Raw genomic sequence first — 16377 nt, forward strand, 5'->3', positions numbered from 1 at the left:
AAATCTGCGTGTAACAAATTTCATTTAAAAAGAAAGAAAATTCTTAATTTTATGTATTGATATTTTAAATTTAAGAAGATGTTAGAAAATGAAATTTCATATAGAATAAGAGGATCAATTTTTAAAGTATACAATACGTTAGGGCCAGGTCTATTAGAATCAGTCTACGAAAGCGCTTTATTTTATCAATTAAAAAAGGATGGATTAAAGGTTACAAAGCAAATAGAATTGCCTGTTAAGTATGATAATATTCATTTGGACATTACACTTCGACTTGATTTATTAATTGAAGATAAAGTAATTATTGAATTGAAATCTGTTGAGGAATTAAAAGCAATTCATTTTAAACAATTATCGACTTACCTGAAATTAACAAACAAGAAATTAGGTCTATTAGTCAATTTTAATTGTGTAAATATTTTAGATAATATTAATCGAATAGTAAATAAAATCTAATCTGCTAAATCTGCGTGAAAAAAGAACAAAATGAAAACATTTAAATCGGTATTTAAAGACTACGATTGGAATTCCATTCAATCCAAAATATACCAAACTTCGGCCCGTGAAGTCGAACAGGCATTGGCTAAAACCAAACGCAATCTCGATGATTTTTTAGCATTGATTTCACCTGCCGCGCTTCCTTATTTAGAGGTAATGGCACAACAATGTCATGAGCTCACCAAAAAACGTTTTGGCAAAACGATTCAAATGTATGCGCCTTTGTATTTAAGCAACGAATGTCAAAACATCTGTACCTATTGCGGTTTTAGCTTAGACAACAAAATCAAAAGAAAAACACTTTCAGACGCTGAGATTAAAATTGAAGTAGAAGCCTTAAAAAAAACCGGTTTTGATCATGTTTTACTGGTGACAGGTGAAGCTAATTATACGGTAAACATTAACTATTTCCTAAATGCTATTTCGCAGATAAAAGAGCAATTTTCGATTATTTCGGCAGAAGTACAACCCCTTTCTACCGAAGAATATGAGCGTTTGCATGAAGCCGGTGTGTACTCGATTTTAGTCTATCAGGAAACCTACCATCAGGAAGTCTACAAAAAATACCACACCAAAGGAAAAAAGTCCAATTTCGATTTCAGATTAGAGACTCCCGACCGAGTGGGAACGGCTGGAATTCACAAAATAGGATTAGGAGTTTTACTGGGTTTAGAAGACTGGCGAACCGATAGTTTTTTTAATGCTCTACATATCGATTACCTACAGAAGAAGTATTGGCAAACGAAATACTCTGTTTCCTTCCCGAGATTACGCCCTGCCGAAGGAATTATCGAGCCTAATTTTATCATGGACGACAAAGACCTTACGCAACTAATCTGCGCTTACCGCTTATGGAATGAGGATCTGGAAATTTCCATTTCGACCCGTGAAAACGAAAAATTCAGAAATAATATCATCCCGATTGGAACAACAAGCATGAGTGCCGGCTCCAAAACCAATCCCGGCGGTTATGTGGTCGACCCACAATCCTTAGAACAATTTGAAATCAGTGACGAAAGATCAGCAGAAGAAATAGCCCAAATCATAAAAAAATCAGGCTACGAACCGGTTTGGAAAGACTGGGACCGAACCTTCAGCCAAACTTTCTAAACCCACTCCAAGTTTCACATCTCACATTTCACACTCCACATTTCACAAAAAAAATGAGCATCATACAAGAATTTCTACGTTACAACAGACAAACCATACTTCCGGAAATCGGCGATGAGGGTCAGGAAAAAATCAAAAATGCAAAAGTACTGGTTATAGGTGCGGGTGGTTTAGGCTGTCCGATTCTGCAATACATTGCAACGGCAGGAATTGGAACAATTGGTATTGTCGATTTTGACACCATTGAAATACACAATCTGCATCGTCAGATTTTGTATACCGAAGATCAGGTTGGACTGTCAAAAGCCTTAACCGCTAAACAAAAATTGGAACAGCTAAATCCTTTAATTAAGGTTATCGCTTTTGAAGAGAAACTTACTCCCAAAAATGCCTCGTCAATCCTTTCTCAATTTGACCTTATCGTGGATGGTTCCGATAATTTCACTACTCGTTATTTGGTCAATGATACCTGTGTCGACCTGGGAAAAACATTGGTTTACGGCAGTATTTTAAAATTTGAAGGACAACTTGCTGTCTTTAATCATAACGGCAGTAAAAATTTACGCGATTTATTCCCTGAAATGCCCGATCCTAAAGATGTCCCTAATTGCGATCTAAATGGTGTTTTGGGAACATTACCCGGAATGATTGGTACTATGATGGCGCATGAGACTTTAAAATTGATTTTAGAACTACTTACTTTAAGGAATGAATTGGTACTTTTTGATACCACAAACTGGAGCTTTACTAAACTGAAGTTTTGAGGAGTATTTCCATAAACACCTCCCGATCAATTTCACGGCAGCCCAAACTTTCTAAATGCGAATTATAAACCTGACAATCGAGGAGTTTATAATTTTCTCTTTTTAAATATTCAACCAAAGCAATAAAGGCAACTTTTGATGCATTGGATACTTTTGAGAACATACTTTCGCCGCAAAAAACATGTCCCATATCAATTCCGTATAAACCCCCAACCAAGACCTCATCCTGCCAAACCTCAACAGATTTTGCTATTCCGATATCGTGAAGAGTACAATAGGCATCAATCATTTCATTTGAAATCCAGGTTCCGTTTTGACCGTCTCGTTTTATCTTTTGGCAATTTGAAATAACCGCTCTGAAATCTTTATTAAGGGTCACTTTAAACTGCTTCCTGTTTAAAACATTCCGCATGCTTTTGGACACAATCAATTCATCCAGAAACAAAACCATTCTGGGATCCGGTGACCACCAAATAATAGGTTCACCTTCATTAAACCAAGGAAAGATTCCGCTTTTGTAAGCTAACTTTAAACGTTCCGGACTTAAGTCTCCTCCAATGGCCAGAATCCCCTCTTCGTCGGCTTCTGAGACCGGAGGAAAAACTAAATCTTTAGTTATATAATACATCTTTTTCAAAAAAAATCAAAACAAAAATTCCAAATTCCAATTATATGAATGAATTGGAATTTGGAATTTATTTTCTATTGGAATTTACTTTCTTTTAGAAAGGTAAATCGTCCGGTTCGTTGTCGTTTATGCTTGTAGCAGGAGCAAAAGATTCTGCAGCTGGCATTGGTGGCGCTTGTGAAGGTGCTTCATTACCTACTCTTTCGATTCTCCAACCTTGAATACTATTGAAATATTTAGCCTCTCCTTGTGGATTAACCCATTCTCTTCCTCTTAAATTGATAGAAACTTTTACTGCTTCTCCTTGCTTATAGCTACTTAACAAATCGCATTTATCTTGTGTAAATTCGATTAAAATATGTTGTGGATATTGCTCATCAGTAGTAACAACTAATTCTCTTTTTTTAAATGAGGCACTAACTTGTTGCTCCGGGTTAATCACTTTTACTCTTCCTGTAACTTCCATCTTCGTTTATATTAATTATTGTTTCTTTCTTATTTCTTAGCCAAAAGCACTTTCCAAGCTGATGTTATATCATCCTCATTTAGGTATTTTTTAGCCTCTAAATGTACTTTTTCCACATCATCAGAGCTTAAAACTCCTTTCACCGAAAAGTTTTCTTTTACAAATATACTAACTTCTTCTATTGTAGGCAAGGTTTCTATATTCCCGAGTTTACCCAGATCATTTCCATCAAAAACAGCACTTTCTTTGATAAAATCCGGAATCATATCTACTCCGATCCCTAAAGTGGTTAGGGGTTTTGGCACTTCAAAAAGTCCTTGGTTTGATCTTGAATACCAATTACTTCCCAGTCTTGAAACCAGGTCAATTTTATGTTGATCAATAGCACCATTTTCATCTAAAACAGCTTCGTGAATATGCATTTTCACTACTTCACATAAAATCAGATTCCCTGCTCCGCCTTCGGTTCCTAACGGAATTATCTGCGTGACTTTGCACTCAAATTGCACCGGAGATTCTTTTACGCGGTATGGTTTTACCAAATCTGACGGAATTTGTGTCAATCCGGCCTTTATAAACTCATTTACCCCTTCTCCATATTCTGTACTGGACAGAGATGTTTGTTGCACTAAATCATAATTCACCACATTGATTACCACTTCACGGGTTGCTTCAGCATTGATTAAAGTATGTTTAATCGTATTGTCGCGTACACGTCTTGAAGGTGAAAAAACCAAAATTGGCGGATTGGCACTAAACACGTTAAAGAAACTAAACGGTGACAAATTCGGAATTCCTTTTTCGCTAATCGTACTTGCAAAGGCAATAGGTCTTGGCCCAACGGCGCTCTGCAAATAACCATGCAATTTTGCTGTCGGAATCTCTTTTGGGTTAATACTAATCATATGTTTTTGTTTTAACCGAATCTCTTTTCGGGCGAGTACAAAAGTATAGAAATCGTTTTTGCCAAAGAAATACTTTAGACTTAAAAACAAAAAAACTTTTAAGCATCGCAAAATATTAAATGTGTTTATTTCGTTATATTTATACCACAAAAATTAAAATATGTTTTTTTCTGAAAGAAGAAATACTACCCGTTGGGTTATTATCTGCATCTCCTTTTTAATCATTTCCCTGATTCTCTGGAACACTTATACTTTTTTTCAAATTTTTAAAAATGAAGAAAGGATAAAAATGAAATTATTAGCCAATGCTCAGATTGCATTGATTAACGCCGATGAAAATACAGATCTTGAACTTCCGCTTCAGATTTCCAGTAACAACAATTCTATTCCGGTTATTCTCACCATGTATGACAAAATCCTGACGACAAGAAATGTTCCCGAAGCAGTCTTGCAGGATGAAAAAAAGTCAATGGCATTTTTAAATGGCTTAAAAAATGAAAATGAGCCTATTGTCTTTGAATATGCTCCCGGGAAATACCAAAAATTATATTATGGTAATTCGTCCTTACTGAATAAACTTAAGTACTATCCGATTGCTTTATTGCTCATTATCTTTCTTTTTGGCGCTCTGATTTATAATTTCTACAGAAGTACCAAAATGGCTATTCAGAATAAACTTTGGGCCGGGATGGCAAAAGAAACAGCACATCAGATTGGTACACCCTTGTCTTCTTTAATTGGCTGGGTCGAGATTTTAAAAACAGAAGAAATTGATCAGTCCATCACATCAGAAATCGAAAAGGATGTGGAACGTCTTCAAACTATTACAGATCGTTTTTCAAAAATAGGATCTGTTCCCGTTTTAGAAGTGCACGATATTGTTACAGAGACTTTAAATAGTTACAAATACTTAGAATCTCGTTTTTCTAAGCAGGTTGCTTTTTCACATCAGGTTCCGAAAGAACCCATTTTAGTTTCAATAAACCCTATTTTGCATAGTTGGACCATTGAAAATTTGGTCAAAAATGCAATTGACGCCATGAAAGGAAAAGGAAGTTTAGAGCTTCAAATTGAACAGGACGCTCATAACGTAAAGATAAATGTAAAAGATTCGGGTACAGGAATTCAGAAAAAACAATTTAAAACTATCTTTGAACCCGGCTATACTACTAAAAAACGCGGTTGGGGACTCGGTCTCTCTCTAACCAAAAGAATTGTAGAGGAATACCATAACGGTAAAATAAAAGTTTTACATTCTGAACTGGGAAAAGGAACTACTTTTCAGATTCAATTAAATAAAAAAGTGCAGTAAAAACTAAATTCAACTGCACTTTGACTATTTTTAAGACCCATTATAAATTCGCCTGAATACTTTTGGCTAAAGCTTCAAATTCTTCTTTAGAAAGTGATACTTTGTTTTGAAAACGCATTTCATCCATTTCATTCAATGGAATTAAATGCACATGCGCATGAGGTACTTCCAGACCTACTACCGCCATTCCGACTCTTTTGCAAGGAACTGTTTTTTCTAAAGCAATCGCAATTTTCTTAGAAAACTTCATTAAGCCTAAATACAATTCGTCTTCCATATCAAAAATCTTATCGATTTCCTGTTTCGGAATACAAAGTGTGTGTCCTTTGGCATTTGGATTTACATCTAAAAATGCCAAATAATTATCATCTTCAGCAATTTTATAAGCCGGAATTTCTCCGTTAACGATTTTAACAAATATGCTCATTCTTTACTATTCTTAAAGGGTTCAACAATTAGAACTAGTCTCTTGAGATTTCAAGAATCTCAAATTTCAAAACACCATTAGGTACCGTGATTTCTGCAACCTCTCCAACCGATTTTCCAAGCAACCCTTTCCCAATAGGAGATGTTACTGAAATTTTTCCGGTTTTAAGATCTGCTTCACTTTCTGCAACTAACGTATATTTCATTTCCATTCCGTTGCTTTGGTTCTTGATTTTAACATTTGAAAGCACCAATGCTTTAGAGACATCTAATTGTGATTCATCTATTAATCTTGCGTTTGAATATACTTCTTCTAATTTAGCAATTCTCATTTCTAACAGTCCTTGTGCCTCCTTAGCGGCATCATATTCTGCATTTTCAGATAAATCGCCTTTGTCTCTTGCCTCTGCTATATCCTGAGATGCCTTTGGACGCATTACACTTTTTAAGTGCTCCAATTCATCTTTTAGTTTTTTTAATCCTTCTGCGGTATAATAAGATACTTTACTCATAACTTCATCGTTTATATAAATACAAAAAATCCCATCGGAACGGGATTTCTTATTACAAATATACTATTATTTTTTATAGTACATAATTATATGTTAATCATATGGAATTCAAATCTAAATAATTTAATTTTGTTTCACTAATTCTTATTTAAATAATGAAAAAAATCTGGCTATTAACCCTCCTGGTTTCTGTACTTTTTTCCTGTAGTGACAGCGGAAGAAGCAACAAAAACCCAAACATACCAAATTACTCTGTAAATGCGTATCTGGACACTAGTTTGCCTTTGTACAGCAATTTGAAATTTGTTAGCAATCCTATTTTTGTTCCCAATTACGGTGCGCAAGGATTAATTGTTATCAAAACCGGTGAAGGAACTTACAATGCTTTTGATGCCGCTTGTCCTAATGAGCCTTTAAATGCCTGTACTGCCATGAAAATTGAAGGAATAAATGCTATTTGCTCTTGTGACAAAAGCTCCTACAATTTGTTCTCCGGACTTGGAGACAAAGAATACCCACTGAAACAATATCGTGTTCAACTAAACGGAACCGTAATTCATATTTATAATTAACTCAAGTTGTTAGATGTGAAATGTAAAATGTGATATGACAGTATGAAAGGGTACATGTTTTGTTTAGCGGATTCTTCTTGCCTTTAGACAAGCCGATAGAATCTAGATGAATTGTTACTGTATTTCAGTGATCCGCAGTAACTATACGTTCGTACAAAGTAAGATAGTAATCAATTAAACAAAACCTATTACTTTTCACATTTTACATTTTACAACTAGTAACCAGCAACTTGAATTAATTAAACTAAAAAGCCTGAAATAAAAACTTTCAGGCTTTTTGTTTTTTTGATCTCTAATTAGAATTTCAGCGTTAATCCTGCTAAGAAATTAATTCCTGCCTGAGGATAATACGATGGGTAAATATCCCACATTGCCCCATTCGACACATACTGTTTGTCTAAAATATTATTTACCAAACCGGTAATCATAATTGATTTAAAAACCGATTTTGGTTTTATTTCATAAGAAACATTGAAATCGTTTACAAAATAATCAACCAATTTAGCTTCCGGCAATTCGATGTTATTCATGTATTGCTCTCCGACAAATTTCTGTAATAAAGAAAGATGCAAACTTTTAATCGGGCTATACACAATAATGTTTCCTGCAATAACTGACGGAGAATAGGCAATATTTTTTGTTCCGTAATTTTGTCCGTCTACAGCCAAATCAACATTTTTGTTACTGCTCAAAGTAAAGTTCGGACGAAGAATTAATTGTTCCGAAAGCGCAATCGTTGCATCTACCTCAAGACCTAAGCGGTAGCTTTTCTCACTGTTTGAACGAATAGGAGCTCCAACATCATCTAATCTTCCTGTTAGAATCAATTGATCTTTGTAAGCCATATAATATACATTCGTATTCAGTTGGAATTTCTCGGAATTGAATCTCCATCCCAATTCGAAATCATTTAATTTTTCCGGTCTCACTTTTCCTCCTTCATAATCATTTCTGTTTGGCTCACGATTTGCTCTTGCATAAGAGAAGTACAAGATATTCTTATCATTGATTTCAAAATTCAAACCCGCTTTTGGATTGAAAAAATTAAAATCATCGTCAACTATACCGGTTTCCTTACTATTGGCTTTGTAAGTCACTCTTCTGTATTGTAAATCACCATAAAAACTCAATTTATCTGTTATTTGATAATTGGCTTTGGCAAAAACATTACCGTCTGTTTTTGTAGAAAAATTATCATAGTAACGATCTCCTAACTCTGTCTGACCTGAATTTCTTGCCCAGATTACTTTTCCATAATGCTCTCCATCGTATTTATTCCATCCGCCACCAAAGATAACATCGAGTTTTTCGTCTTTATATTTTGCAGAAAAAGTGGTTCCGTAAAAATCATTATCCAACCATTTCTGACGAATTAGGTCTGTCCCCGGAACTAATACCCCCATGTCATCTTCAACCATTTTAGTTGGATTAATTCCTCCATAACCTGCAACAGGCGTATCGTATTTATAATTCTCATAATACCCTAATCCTTTTGTATAATGAAATGCTAAATTAGTGCTCCATTTTTCAGAAACTGATTCACTCCAATGCAACTGGAAATGATCTTGTTTGTAATTGTCTGTTTCATTATCATAAAAATGAGTAATTCCTGCTGCATCCTTATATTTTCCTGCTGAATTGTAGGTACGATCTTTCTTTAATGTTTCACCATCAATTCCGTTCCATGACTGGTATGTTTTTTCTGTTCCACCAAAAACTAAGGCTTTAACTAAAGTAGTTTTACCAACATAGGTACCCTGCAAAAAGTACGATTTTAAATCTGAACTTGCTCTGTCTACATATCCGTCAGATTTTAAGACAGACAAACGTCCGGCGATTTCAAAATGATCATTAAGAAGTCCTGTACTGAATTTTACAGTATGTTTACGAGAATTAAAACTTCCGAAAGAATTTGAAATTTCTCCATTGGCTTTCGAAGCATACTTGTCTGTCAGCATATTTAAACTGGCACCAAAAGCTCCGGAACCATTGGTTGAAGTTCCAACCCCACGCTGCAATTGCAAACTTTCAACTGATGAGGCAAAATCGGGCATATTCACCCAGAATGTACCTTGACTTTCGGCATCGTTATATGGAATTCCGTTGATAGTAACGTTAACTCTTGTAGCATCACTACCACGCACTCGAATTCCGGTATAACCCATACCATTTCCGGCATCAGAAGTGGTAACTACTGAAGGTAAATAATTCATTAGAATAGGAATGTCCTGACCAAGATTTCTAAATTGAATTTCCTTTTTATCCATATTACTAAAGGATACCGGTGTTTTTGTGGTAACACGAACAGCCGAAACTAACACATCATCCAGCTGATTGACTTTGGTTGAATCTTGTTGTTGGGAAAAAGAAATCTGAGAAGAAAATAAAATAAAGGAAAAGAGCTGAAAGCTTCTTTTTCTTAAAAACTTAGAGCCTTTACAACTTAGTACCTCAGTACCTTTTTTAAAACTTGAAATAGTTTTCATCCGTAAAAAAATTACGAATAAAAGGGGGAATTATTCTTTTGTTAAATTAATAAAATTGTTTCACGCCAAAATAGAGTATTCACACTAAAATTTGTCGTTTTTCCCTTAGCAACATTACTCGCTCAGGTTCTTTGGGTATGATCTCAGCTCGTTATTTAGAGCACCCCTTTGAGACGGGGCAAATGTAGGGCTAAAAAGTTAAATTCCAAATCATAAAATTCCAAATTCCAACAAGGATAAATCAACACCCGTGTCATCCTAAGCGAAGCCGAAGGACAAATTCCAACAATGATAAATCAATAACCGATGTCATCCTGAGCGAAGCCGAAGGACAAATTCCACCAAAGTCAAATCAACGCCCGTTGTCATCCTGAGCGAAGCCGAAGGACAAATTCCACCAAAGTCAAATCAATACCCGATGTCATCCTGAGCGAAGCCGAAGGACAAATTCCAACAAAGGCAAATCAATACCCGATGTCATCCTGAGCGAAGCCGAAGGATTACTCTAAATTAGGTTTTCTTCTGGACTGCTTTATCTCTGAGACATTTTTTTTGTCTTTGATTCTTTTTTTAATAACGGCTTTAGGAATCTTAGTCGCTTTTCTTACTTTCGGAACAAACAATCCTTTTTTAATGATTTCTAAAAAGCGCTTTACAACGATCTCCTTATTCTTAATCTGACTTCTGTCTTCATCACAGTTTAAGATCAGCATATCTTCTGATGTTAAACGTGTAGCCAAATTAGTCTTTAAAAGCATTTTTTCTTCTTCAGACAAAGCACCGGATGCATTCAAATCAAAGGTCAAAACTACCTTTGAAGATACTTTATTTACATTTTGCCCGCCGGCACCACTACTTCTAACGGCTTTAAAATGTAATTCTGATTGTATTTTTTCGGTATTCATTACTGTGGTTGATGTGCCGGTTTTAATAAATCGTTTACTGTTTTTACAGGATTAAAAGTTATTAAAGGAACTGCAACAAAAATAGTCAGCCAATTTGCCATTGCACCATTCCACAAACCTGGCAGCTCATAACTCTTTACGGCTTTCCCATCCACACTTTTTTCGACTATAAAACCCGCTTTTGAATCTACAAACTCATTCAGATTGAATTTTTCGTTTTTATAATTCTTTATTCCACAAACCAAATCAACCGGATTGAAATGGGTCGCTTCTGCCAGAATTTCAAGTTGTTTTTTATTGGTTAAATCTACTTGTGATGCTTCTACAATCTGCAGCGAAACTTTCCCTTTCGCATTCATAACCCAGAATGGTCCGCCTCCGGGCTCTCCTTCATTTTTAACCATTCCGCAAACCCTGATCGGTCTGTTTAACAAACTTTCAATTTTAATAATTTTGTTTTCAAAAGTAAACTTATCAAAATCTTTGGTCATCTGAATATTGAGTTTTTGAGTTAAAAAATCAACCATTTCCGAAACCTCATTTTCTTTTATTTCCTGACTTTCAATTACTTTTAAATAACCAAAAACTTTTTGCTGAATTTCAAGTAAAATCCCCGCCAAAGCCTTTTTGTATAAGGTAATTTTATCAATATGATTTTGAATTACGTTGTCTATGTTTTTTATAAAGATAATATCCGCATCCAGTTCATTTAAATTTTCAATCAAAGCTCCATGTCCACCCGGTCTGAAAACCAATGCTCCTTTACTATCTCTTACAATCTTGTTTTTAACATCAACCGTAATCGAATCTGTACTTTTGTTTTGGTAACTATAACCGATATTAATTTGAACCCCAGATGCTTTTTCTACTTTCTCTTTGACTAAAGCAACCTTTTTTTCAAACTGATTCTGATGCACTTCTGAAACCGTAAAATGCAAATTTGAAACTTGATTTGCCGTAGCATAATGCACACATTCATTTAAATGCTCTTCTATCGGATTGGCAATATGGGTTGCATACTGATGAAACGGCAGAACTGCTTTGGGTTTATTTGCAAAATCAAAATATTCAGCTGAGAGTAACAATTTTATAAAATAATAGTTTTTATAATCTCTCTCTAAGGTTTCAAAATCAGGATAGATTTCCCGAAGCTTTTTATCTAAAGTCTCAAAAAAAGGAAACTTATCCATCGCTACAATAAAAATGGACAAATTACTGTCTTTCTTTCTATTTATATAAGCATTTATAGTTTCTGTTCGAATATCAAAATCATTCAGAAAAGCAGTCAAAAATTTAAACATCCTACTCGCAGCCCCTGAGGCCGGAACAAATTTCTTTAATTTCAATTCTGATTTTTGAAGGTCAAAAAAACTGGCTTTCTCTTCAAAATCCTTTTCCGTAAGGCTTAAAATGCCTTTATTTACGGTTGCCGGACTTATTAAATTACTCTTTGCAATTCCGTTTTTAAAAATTTTCAGTTGTTTCAAAATTTTCTCAAAAGGAATTCCATGCTCGTAAATCTCTACAAAATCAGCAGACGAAAATCCTCTTCCTTTAGCAATTGTCAGATTATTAATGATAGCTGTCGCTTTTGCTAAACGACTTTCTTTATCCCCCGAAAGTGTAATAAATGGTTTTTTAGTATCAATTAAAGTTTGTTTAAAAACAGAAAACACCGTTTCTCTTCCGTCAGCAGTATCTCTTAAGTCGTCTTTTTCCCATGGTACATCAATATCGGTCAGGAAAAACAGATCGTAATCGTGCTCCAATGCAGCTTCATTTAAAAGCACATCACAAAATCCGTAGTACATTTCAGAAAAAACCTTGGTAACCATCAGATTGGTATCGCAGAACAAATATTTGTTAGCCGCAGCAAGCTTTTCGTTTTCCAGCGCTACCTGTCCATAAGCAATGGGCATCATATCTTCAGCTACACAGATATGCTGATTCTCCTCCCATTTTTCCTGCAAATAATCGCGCGCAAACTCAGGAACCCACTCGGTGTCATAATACTGAGCAAGTTGTTTTGCCAATGTTGTTTTGCCTGTACTTTCAGGACCAAACAAAGCAATTTTTATGATAGTTGTTTTTTGCTGTCTAAGATTTTTCTCCATTCTAAATAAGCTGAAATAGCTAAAATTGTAAAAATTAAATACTGAAGTGACAACATCCCTAAACCACGATAAGCATAGAGAGGCACTACAATAATATCACCAATAATCCAAAGTGTCCAGTTTTCGATTTTTTTTCTGGCCATGTACCACATTCCTGCAAAAAATATTCCTGACGCAATCATATCGACATAATTGTCCTTTTTGATTTCATAATCGAAATATTTATAAATCCCGAAAACTACAAAAACAGTTATTAAAAACAATATAACTCCTATTATTTTTTCTTTAAAACTAGTTCGTGTAATGGGCAGATTATCCTCAACAGTTCCTCCTTTTCCCCACACATACCAGCCGTAAATACTCATTATAGAAAAATAACCGTTAATGATCATATCACCAATATAACCTGCAACGTATAACAGGTAAACCGAAATTACGGTGGCGATTAAACCCGTTGGATAGACCCAAATATTTTCTTTTTTGGCAAACCAAACACTCAAGATTCCACACACAAAAACCAAAAACTCCAAAGCGATGTGCCATTGCGGAACATTTTTATAACTCTCAAGAAAAAAATCAATCATTTTAGCAGGTTGTTTCCGTTTGTTATTTTTTACTTTTTAGGCTTCAAAAAAGTGGCTATTATTCTCAAAAGCAGTTCCAATTACTACTAAATCTGCACCTGCGGTATACGCCTTTTGAATTCCTTGCAAATCTACAATTCCTCCGCCAACAATAACCGGAATTTCAACATTTTGAGCCACTAACGTTATCATTTCTAACGGGACAGCTTCTTTTGCTCCACTTCCTGCTTCCAGATAAATTAATTTATTCCCCAGCATTTCGCCAGCCTGTGCTGTTGCCAAAACCAAGTCCAGATCCTGACGATCCAAAGGTTGTGTTTTGCTTACTCGTGCTACAGCTGTTTCATTACCGCTTTCTATTAAAATATATCCTGTTGAAATGACCTCAAGATTTGTTTTTTTCAGAATTGGTGCCGCCTGAACCTGATATTCGATTAGATAATCTGCATTTCGTCCGGATAATAAAGACAAAAACAAAATAGCATCGGCCTGAGAAGAAATCTGAGACGGATCACCCGGAAATAAGACAACGGGCAAATTTGTTTTTTGTTTTAACTCTGTCATTAATTCTTCCAGAATAGTAGTCTGAACAACACTACCTCCAACAAAAATGTGTGTTGCCGGTGATTGCTTTATTTTAAGTAAAAGGTGACCCAAATTCTCCCAAACAATCTTATCCGGATCCAAAAGTATGGCAAGTAATTTTTGTCCATCAATCTTGGCCTGAATAATTTGTTGGTAAATATCAGTTGTTTTTTGTTTCATAATCGGCAGTAAAAGTAAAAGTTTTTTAATCCAGAAGAACTATTTTGAATAAATTATATTTGCGTAACGGCTTTTGAAACAAAAGAAACAACTTATGATAGCTACTCCTCTTTTAGAAAAATATGGCGCCTCAAAGAAATTCTACGAAAAAACTACTACCGTTTTTGAAGAAGGAAAATTACCGACACATTATTATCAAATTGTTTCCGGCGAGATAAAAATGAACAATTACAATGATGAAGGACGGGAATTTATTCAGGGAATCTTTTACAAAGACCAATCTTTTGGTGAACCTCCTTTATTTTTAAATCAAAAATACCCTGCAAGTGCCGTTGCCGTTGAGGATACAGAAATTCTTTGCCTGTCTAAATCGGGTTTCATGAAGCTTCTGGAAGAAAATCCATCAATCAGCCTTAAAATAATTGAGAATTTAGCGCAGCGTTTGTATTACAAATCGGTTATGGCAGCAGAAATGTCGACTCAGGAACCCGAGCATCTAATTTTAAAATTGATGGATCACGGAATTGCTTATTTTAACTTCAAAAAGGAGGCCAATGGTTACCTCATCAATTTTACAAGACAACAAATTGGCGATTTAACAGGACTACGTGTCGAGACCGTTATCAGGACGATTAAAACCTTAGAAAAGAAAGGACTTTTAAAGATTATTAACAGAAAAGTATACCGCTAAAAAAGTTCTTATTTTATGATTTAAGTCATAAACCCATGGTGTATCATGGTCGTAAATTTGTTACTATAAAATTATACATCATGACACTTTATAACGCAACATTCGAAAATTTCAACAAAAGTTACTTTGGTTCTGCTACTATGGCAATAATTGGACAAAGCTGTCTGGGAGCTACCGCAGCGATGTTTGTACTTTCTAACGGAACATCAGTAACACAAATGATTCAGCTGGCTGTTATTGTATTTACCAATATATTTGCCAATACTTCTATCTTAGCTCAAATGAGTCACAAAACCGTTTTTAACTTAATCCTTACAAGTGTGTTCTTTAGCATCTTATTTATAATTATCAACAACATCATATCATGAGAAAACAACTAGAAAACAGAGCCGATATTGCTCTTTTGGTACAAACTTTCTATACTAAAATTAGAGCCGATGATGAAATTGGTTTTTATTTTAATACCATGATAAAAGACTGGGATGCCCACCTGGAAAAGCTGACGGACTTTTGGGAAACAAATCTGTTTGCCGTTAGAAAATACGACGGAAATCCTCTTGCAGTACACAATGAAGTTGACACCTACTTTGAGGGTAAAATCACATCAAATGAATTTGGAATCTGGCTCAACTACTGGTTTCAGACTCTAGAGGAGCTTTTTGAAGGCGAAAATGCAGAAATCCTAAAAAGACGAGCCAGAAAAATGGGAACATTTCTTTTTATGAGCATGTTTGAACATCGGAAAAAATTGGCCGAGGATAAAACTTACTGCTCAAAAGCATAAACGAGCGTAAAATTTTGCCCCGAAGCATTTGATTTGATCTCTTTGTAATGTACATCAAAATCTTTTACCAAATCGTCAAAATGAAGACTGGCCTGTGCGCTGTCTTCTTTTAAAGAAAAAGAATTTACCCGGATATGGTCTTTGAAACTAATCCCTTTTTCATTTCTAATTTTAAAGATAGCTTCTTTTGCTCCCCAAATCACCGTAAGCTTTTTTATATATTTTAATGTCGAGTCCGGTTTTAAATAACTGCATTCATAATCTGTAAACTTATCTGCAATGCGAAGGATTTTTTCGCGTTGCAGTTCCATATCAATCCCCACGGTTTCTTCGCTGATAATGATGGCAGCGAAGTTGTGCGAATGCGTAATCGAAATATAATTATCACAATAAAAATAAGGTTTCCCGAATTCGTCATAGTGTAAATCATGATCGGTAAAACCCATTTCCTGAATTAACATACGAACGCTCAAAAAAGCACGTTGATGCATCAGGGACTTCATTCCGTTGAGTCTCAATTGCGTTTTTTCTTTCAACACAACTTTATCCAGTAACTCTTCTAAAGATTCTGTTATTTCCCAAATTAAAATTTTGGTTGTTTCGTTGTGCTGTATGGTCTGAAATAAAGGCATTTTTTTATTATGAATTATAATTTGTAAATGATATGTACTGAACTATTTTGAAATCTCAGGATAAAATCCGTTACAGAATTCGAAATTCTTACAAAAACTTTACTGAGAACAGCATTCTTTTGTAACATCCGGATAAGTTGTCGGGAGCAGTAAAAGATACAATAGACAGCAGGATTAGCTGCTTACTCTGACTATGCCTGACATGACAACCAAATATTTATCT

The 16377-nt window shown here is 35.0% G+C and carries 19 protein-coding genes; 8 read left to right on the forward strand and 11 right to left on the reverse strand.

What is annotated here, in order from left to right; all coding sequences use genetic code 11:
* Window positions 1-78: 78 nt before the first annotated feature.
* The 3 genes from G3A47_RS04410 to G3A47_RS04420 are packed head-to-tail and all read left to right on the forward strand — an operon-like array spanning window position 79 to window position 2372.
* Complete coding sequence (locus tag G3A47_RS04410; protein ID WP_166920773.1) at window positions 79-456, forward strand: GxxExxY protein; 378 nt, start codon at window positions 79-81, stop codon at window positions 454-456.
* A gap of 30 nt (window positions 457-486) precedes the next feature.
* Complete coding sequence (gene thiH / locus G3A47_RS04415) at window positions 487-1608, forward strand: 2-iminoacetate synthase ThiH (protein ID WP_166920775.1); 1122 nt, start codon at window positions 487-489, stop codon at window positions 1606-1608.
* 53 nt (window positions 1609-1661) lie between these two features.
* Window positions 1662-2372 (forward strand): HesA/MoeB/ThiF family protein, encoded by a 711-nt coding sequence (locus G3A47_RS04420; RefSeq protein ID WP_166920777.1) that lies wholly within the window; start codon window positions 1662-1664, stop codon window positions 2370-2372.
* Here G3A47_RS04420 and aat read toward each other — a convergent pair.
* The 3 genes from aat to G3A47_RS04435 form a co-directional block, all read right to left on the reverse strand.
* Window positions 2356-3000 carry a leucyl/phenylalanyl-tRNA--protein transferase gene (gene aat / locus G3A47_RS04425; RefSeq protein ID WP_166920778.1) on the reverse strand — a complete coding sequence of 215 codons (645 nt, stop codon included), beginning with the start codon at window positions 2998-3000 and terminating at the stop codon, window positions 2356-2358. The two genes, G3A47_RS04420 and aat, sit on opposite strands and share 17 nt — an antisense overlap.
* Window positions 3001-3094: 94 nt before the next feature.
* A complete protein-coding gene (locus G3A47_RS04430; RefSeq protein WP_166920780.1) occupies window positions 3095-3466 on the reverse strand; it encodes a DUF3127 domain-containing protein in 372 nt (123 codons plus the stop codon).
* Between the two features lie 29 nt (window positions 3467-3495).
* Window positions 3496-4371 (reverse strand): flavin reductase family protein, encoded by an 876-nt coding sequence (locus tag G3A47_RS04435; protein ID WP_166920781.1) that lies wholly within the window; start codon window positions 4369-4371, stop codon window positions 3496-3498.
* A 160-nt stretch (window positions 4372-4531) separates the two neighbouring features.
* Between G3A47_RS04435 and G3A47_RS04440 the strand changes: the two genes are divergently transcribed.
* Window positions 4532-5683, forward strand: a complete 1152-nt coding sequence (locus G3A47_RS04440) for a sensor histidine kinase (protein ID WP_166920783.1) — start codon at window positions 4532-4534, stop codon at window positions 5681-5683.
* 40 nt (window positions 5684-5723) lie between these two features.
* On the opposite strand, the gene G3A47_RS04445 is transcribed toward G3A47_RS04440, so the two are convergent.
* Both G3A47_RS04445 and greA read right to left on the reverse strand, forming a co-directional pair.
* Window positions 5724-6110, reverse strand: coding sequence for an HIT family protein (locus G3A47_RS04445; protein ID WP_166920785.1), 387 nt, complete (start codon window positions 6108-6110; stop codon window positions 5724-5726).
* Window positions 6111-6144: 34 nt separating this feature from the next.
* The gene (gene greA / locus G3A47_RS04450) at window positions 6145-6621 is read right to left on the reverse strand and encodes a transcription elongation factor GreA (protein WP_029271926.1); all 477 of its coding nucleotides are present in this window, start codon (window positions 6619-6621) and stop codon (window positions 6145-6147) included.
* 155 nt (window positions 6622-6776) lie between these two features.
* Here greA and G3A47_RS04455 point away from each other — a divergent pair, with 155 nt between their 5' ends.
* The gene (locus tag G3A47_RS04455; RefSeq protein WP_166920787.1) at window positions 6777-7193 is read left to right on the forward strand and encodes a Rieske (2Fe-2S) protein; all 417 of its coding nucleotides are present in this window, start codon (window positions 6777-6779) and stop codon (window positions 7191-7193) included.
* Window positions 7194-7489: 296 nt separating this feature from the next.
* Here G3A47_RS04455 and G3A47_RS04460 read toward each other — a convergent pair whose 3' ends face one another.
* From G3A47_RS04460 to G3A47_RS04480, 5 genes are all read right to left on the reverse strand, one after another.
* A complete protein-coding gene (locus G3A47_RS04460) occupies window positions 7490-9679 on the reverse strand; it encodes a TonB-dependent receptor (RefSeq protein WP_166920789.1) in 2190 nt (729 codons plus the stop codon).
* Window positions 9680-10179: 500 nt separating this feature from the next.
* A complete protein-coding gene (gene arfB / locus G3A47_RS04465; RefSeq protein WP_166920791.1) occupies window positions 10180-10584 on the reverse strand; it encodes an alternative ribosome rescue aminoacyl-tRNA hydrolase ArfB in 405 nt (134 codons plus the stop codon).
* Entirely contained in the window at window positions 10584-12698 is a 2115-nt protein-coding gene (locus tag G3A47_RS04470; RefSeq protein ID WP_166920793.1) for a DUF4301 family protein, read from the reverse strand. The genes arfB and G3A47_RS04470 overlap by 1 nt, the downstream gene beginning before the upstream one ends.
* Window positions 12659-13282, reverse strand: a complete 624-nt coding sequence (pnuC, locus tag G3A47_RS04475; RefSeq protein ID WP_166920795.1) for a nicotinamide riboside transporter PnuC — start codon at window positions 13280-13282, stop codon at window positions 12659-12661. The genes G3A47_RS04470 and pnuC overlap by 40 nt, the downstream gene beginning before the upstream one ends.
* A gap of 36 nt (window positions 13283-13318) precedes the next feature.
* A complete protein-coding gene (locus G3A47_RS04480; RefSeq protein ID WP_166920797.1) occupies window positions 13319-14047 on the reverse strand; it encodes a phosphoglycerol geranylgeranyltransferase in 729 nt (242 codons plus the stop codon).
* A gap of 94 nt (window positions 14048-14141) precedes the next feature.
* On the opposite strand from G3A47_RS04480, the gene G3A47_RS04485 reads away from it, so the two are divergent.
* From G3A47_RS04485 to G3A47_RS04495, 3 genes are all read left to right on the forward strand, one after another.
* On the forward strand, window positions 14142-14738 hold the full coding sequence (locus G3A47_RS04485) for a Crp/Fnr family transcriptional regulator (protein ID WP_166920799.1): 597 nt from the start codon (window positions 14142-14144) through the stop codon (window positions 14736-14738).
* An 80-nt stretch (window positions 14739-14818) separates the two neighbouring features.
* Window positions 14819-15106, forward strand: coding sequence for a hypothetical protein (locus G3A47_RS04490; protein WP_166920801.1), 288 nt, complete (start codon window positions 14819-14821; stop codon window positions 15104-15106).
* Complete coding sequence (locus G3A47_RS04495; protein ID WP_166920803.1) at window positions 15103-15522, forward strand: group III truncated hemoglobin; 420 nt, start codon at window positions 15103-15105, stop codon at window positions 15520-15522. The genes G3A47_RS04490 and G3A47_RS04495 overlap by 4 nt, the downstream gene beginning before the upstream one ends.
* On the opposite strand, the gene G3A47_RS04500 is transcribed toward G3A47_RS04495, so the two are convergent.
* On the reverse strand, window positions 15504-16154 hold the full coding sequence (locus G3A47_RS04500) for a 4'-phosphopantetheinyl transferase family protein (protein WP_166920805.1): 651 nt from the start codon (window positions 16152-16154) through the stop codon (window positions 15504-15506). The genes G3A47_RS04495 and G3A47_RS04500 overlap by 19 nt on opposite strands.
* Window positions 16155-16377: the final 223 nt, after the last annotated feature.

This window comes from Flavobacterium poyangense (genome assembly GCF_011751075.1).
GTDB classification, from domain to species: domain Bacteria; phylum Bacteroidota; class Bacteroidia; order Flavobacteriales; family Flavobacteriaceae; genus Flavobacterium; species Flavobacterium poyangense.

Coding starts and splice junctions, on each gene's coding strand:
- G3A47_RS04410 (WP_166920773.1), top strand. CDS start 79: ATGTTAGAAAATGAAATTTCATATAGAATAAGAGGATCAATTTTTAAA.
- thiH (WP_166920775.1), top strand. CDS start 487: ATGAAAACATTTAAATCGGTATTTAAAGACTACGATTGGAATTCCATT.
- G3A47_RS04420 (WP_166920777.1), top strand. CDS start 1,662: ATGAGCATCATACAAGAATTTCTACGTTACAACAGACAAACCATACTT.
- aat (WP_166920778.1), bottom strand. CDS start 3,000: ATGTATTATATAACTAAAGATTTAGTTTTTCCTCCGGTCTCAGAAGCC.
- G3A47_RS04430 (WP_166920780.1), bottom strand. CDS start 3,466: ATGGAAGTTACAGGAAGAGTAAAAGTGATTAACCCGGAGCAACAAGTT.
- G3A47_RS04435 (WP_166920781.1), bottom strand. CDS start 4,371: ATGATTAGTATTAACCCAAAAGAGATTCCGACAGCAAAATTGCATGGT.
- G3A47_RS04440 (WP_166920783.1), top strand. CDS start 4,532: ATGTTTTTTTCTGAAAGAAGAAATACTACCCGTTGGGTTATTATCTGC.
- G3A47_RS04445 (WP_166920785.1), bottom strand. CDS start 6,110: ATGAGCATATTTGTTAAAATCGTTAACGGAGAAATTCCGGCTTATAAA.
- greA (WP_029271926.1), bottom strand. CDS start 6,621: ATGAGTAAAGTATCTTATTATACCGCAGAAGGATTAAAAAAACTAAAA.
- G3A47_RS04455 (WP_166920787.1), top strand. CDS start 6,777: ATGAAAAAAATCTGGCTATTAACCCTCCTGGTTTCTGTACTTTTTTCC.
- G3A47_RS04460 (WP_166920789.1), bottom strand. CDS start 9,679: ATGAAAACTATTTCAAGTTTTAAAAAAGGTACTGAGGTACTAAGTTGT.
- arfB (WP_166920791.1), bottom strand. CDS start 10,584: ATGAATACCGAAAAAATACAATCAGAATTACATTTTAAAGCCGTTAGA.
- G3A47_RS04470 (WP_166920793.1), bottom strand. CDS start 12,698: ATGGAGAAAAATCTTAGACAGCAAAAAACAACTATCATAAAAATTGCT.
- pnuC (WP_166920795.1), bottom strand. CDS start 13,282: ATGATTGATTTTTTTCTTGAGAGTTATAAAAATGTTCCGCAATGGCAC.
- G3A47_RS04480 (WP_166920797.1), bottom strand. CDS start 14,047: ATGAAACAAAAAACAACTGATATTTACCAACAAATTATTCAGGCCAAG.
- G3A47_RS04485 (WP_166920799.1), top strand. CDS start 14,142: ATGATAGCTACTCCTCTTTTAGAAAAATATGGCGCCTCAAAGAAATTC.
- G3A47_RS04490 (WP_166920801.1), top strand. CDS start 14,819: ATGACACTTTATAACGCAACATTCGAAAATTTCAACAAAAGTTACTTT.
- G3A47_RS04495 (WP_166920803.1), top strand. CDS start 15,103: ATGAGAAAACAACTAGAAAACAGAGCCGATATTGCTCTTTTGGTACAA.
- G3A47_RS04500 (WP_166920805.1), bottom strand. CDS start 16,154: ATGCCTTTATTTCAGACCATACAGCACAACGAAACAACCAAAATTTTA.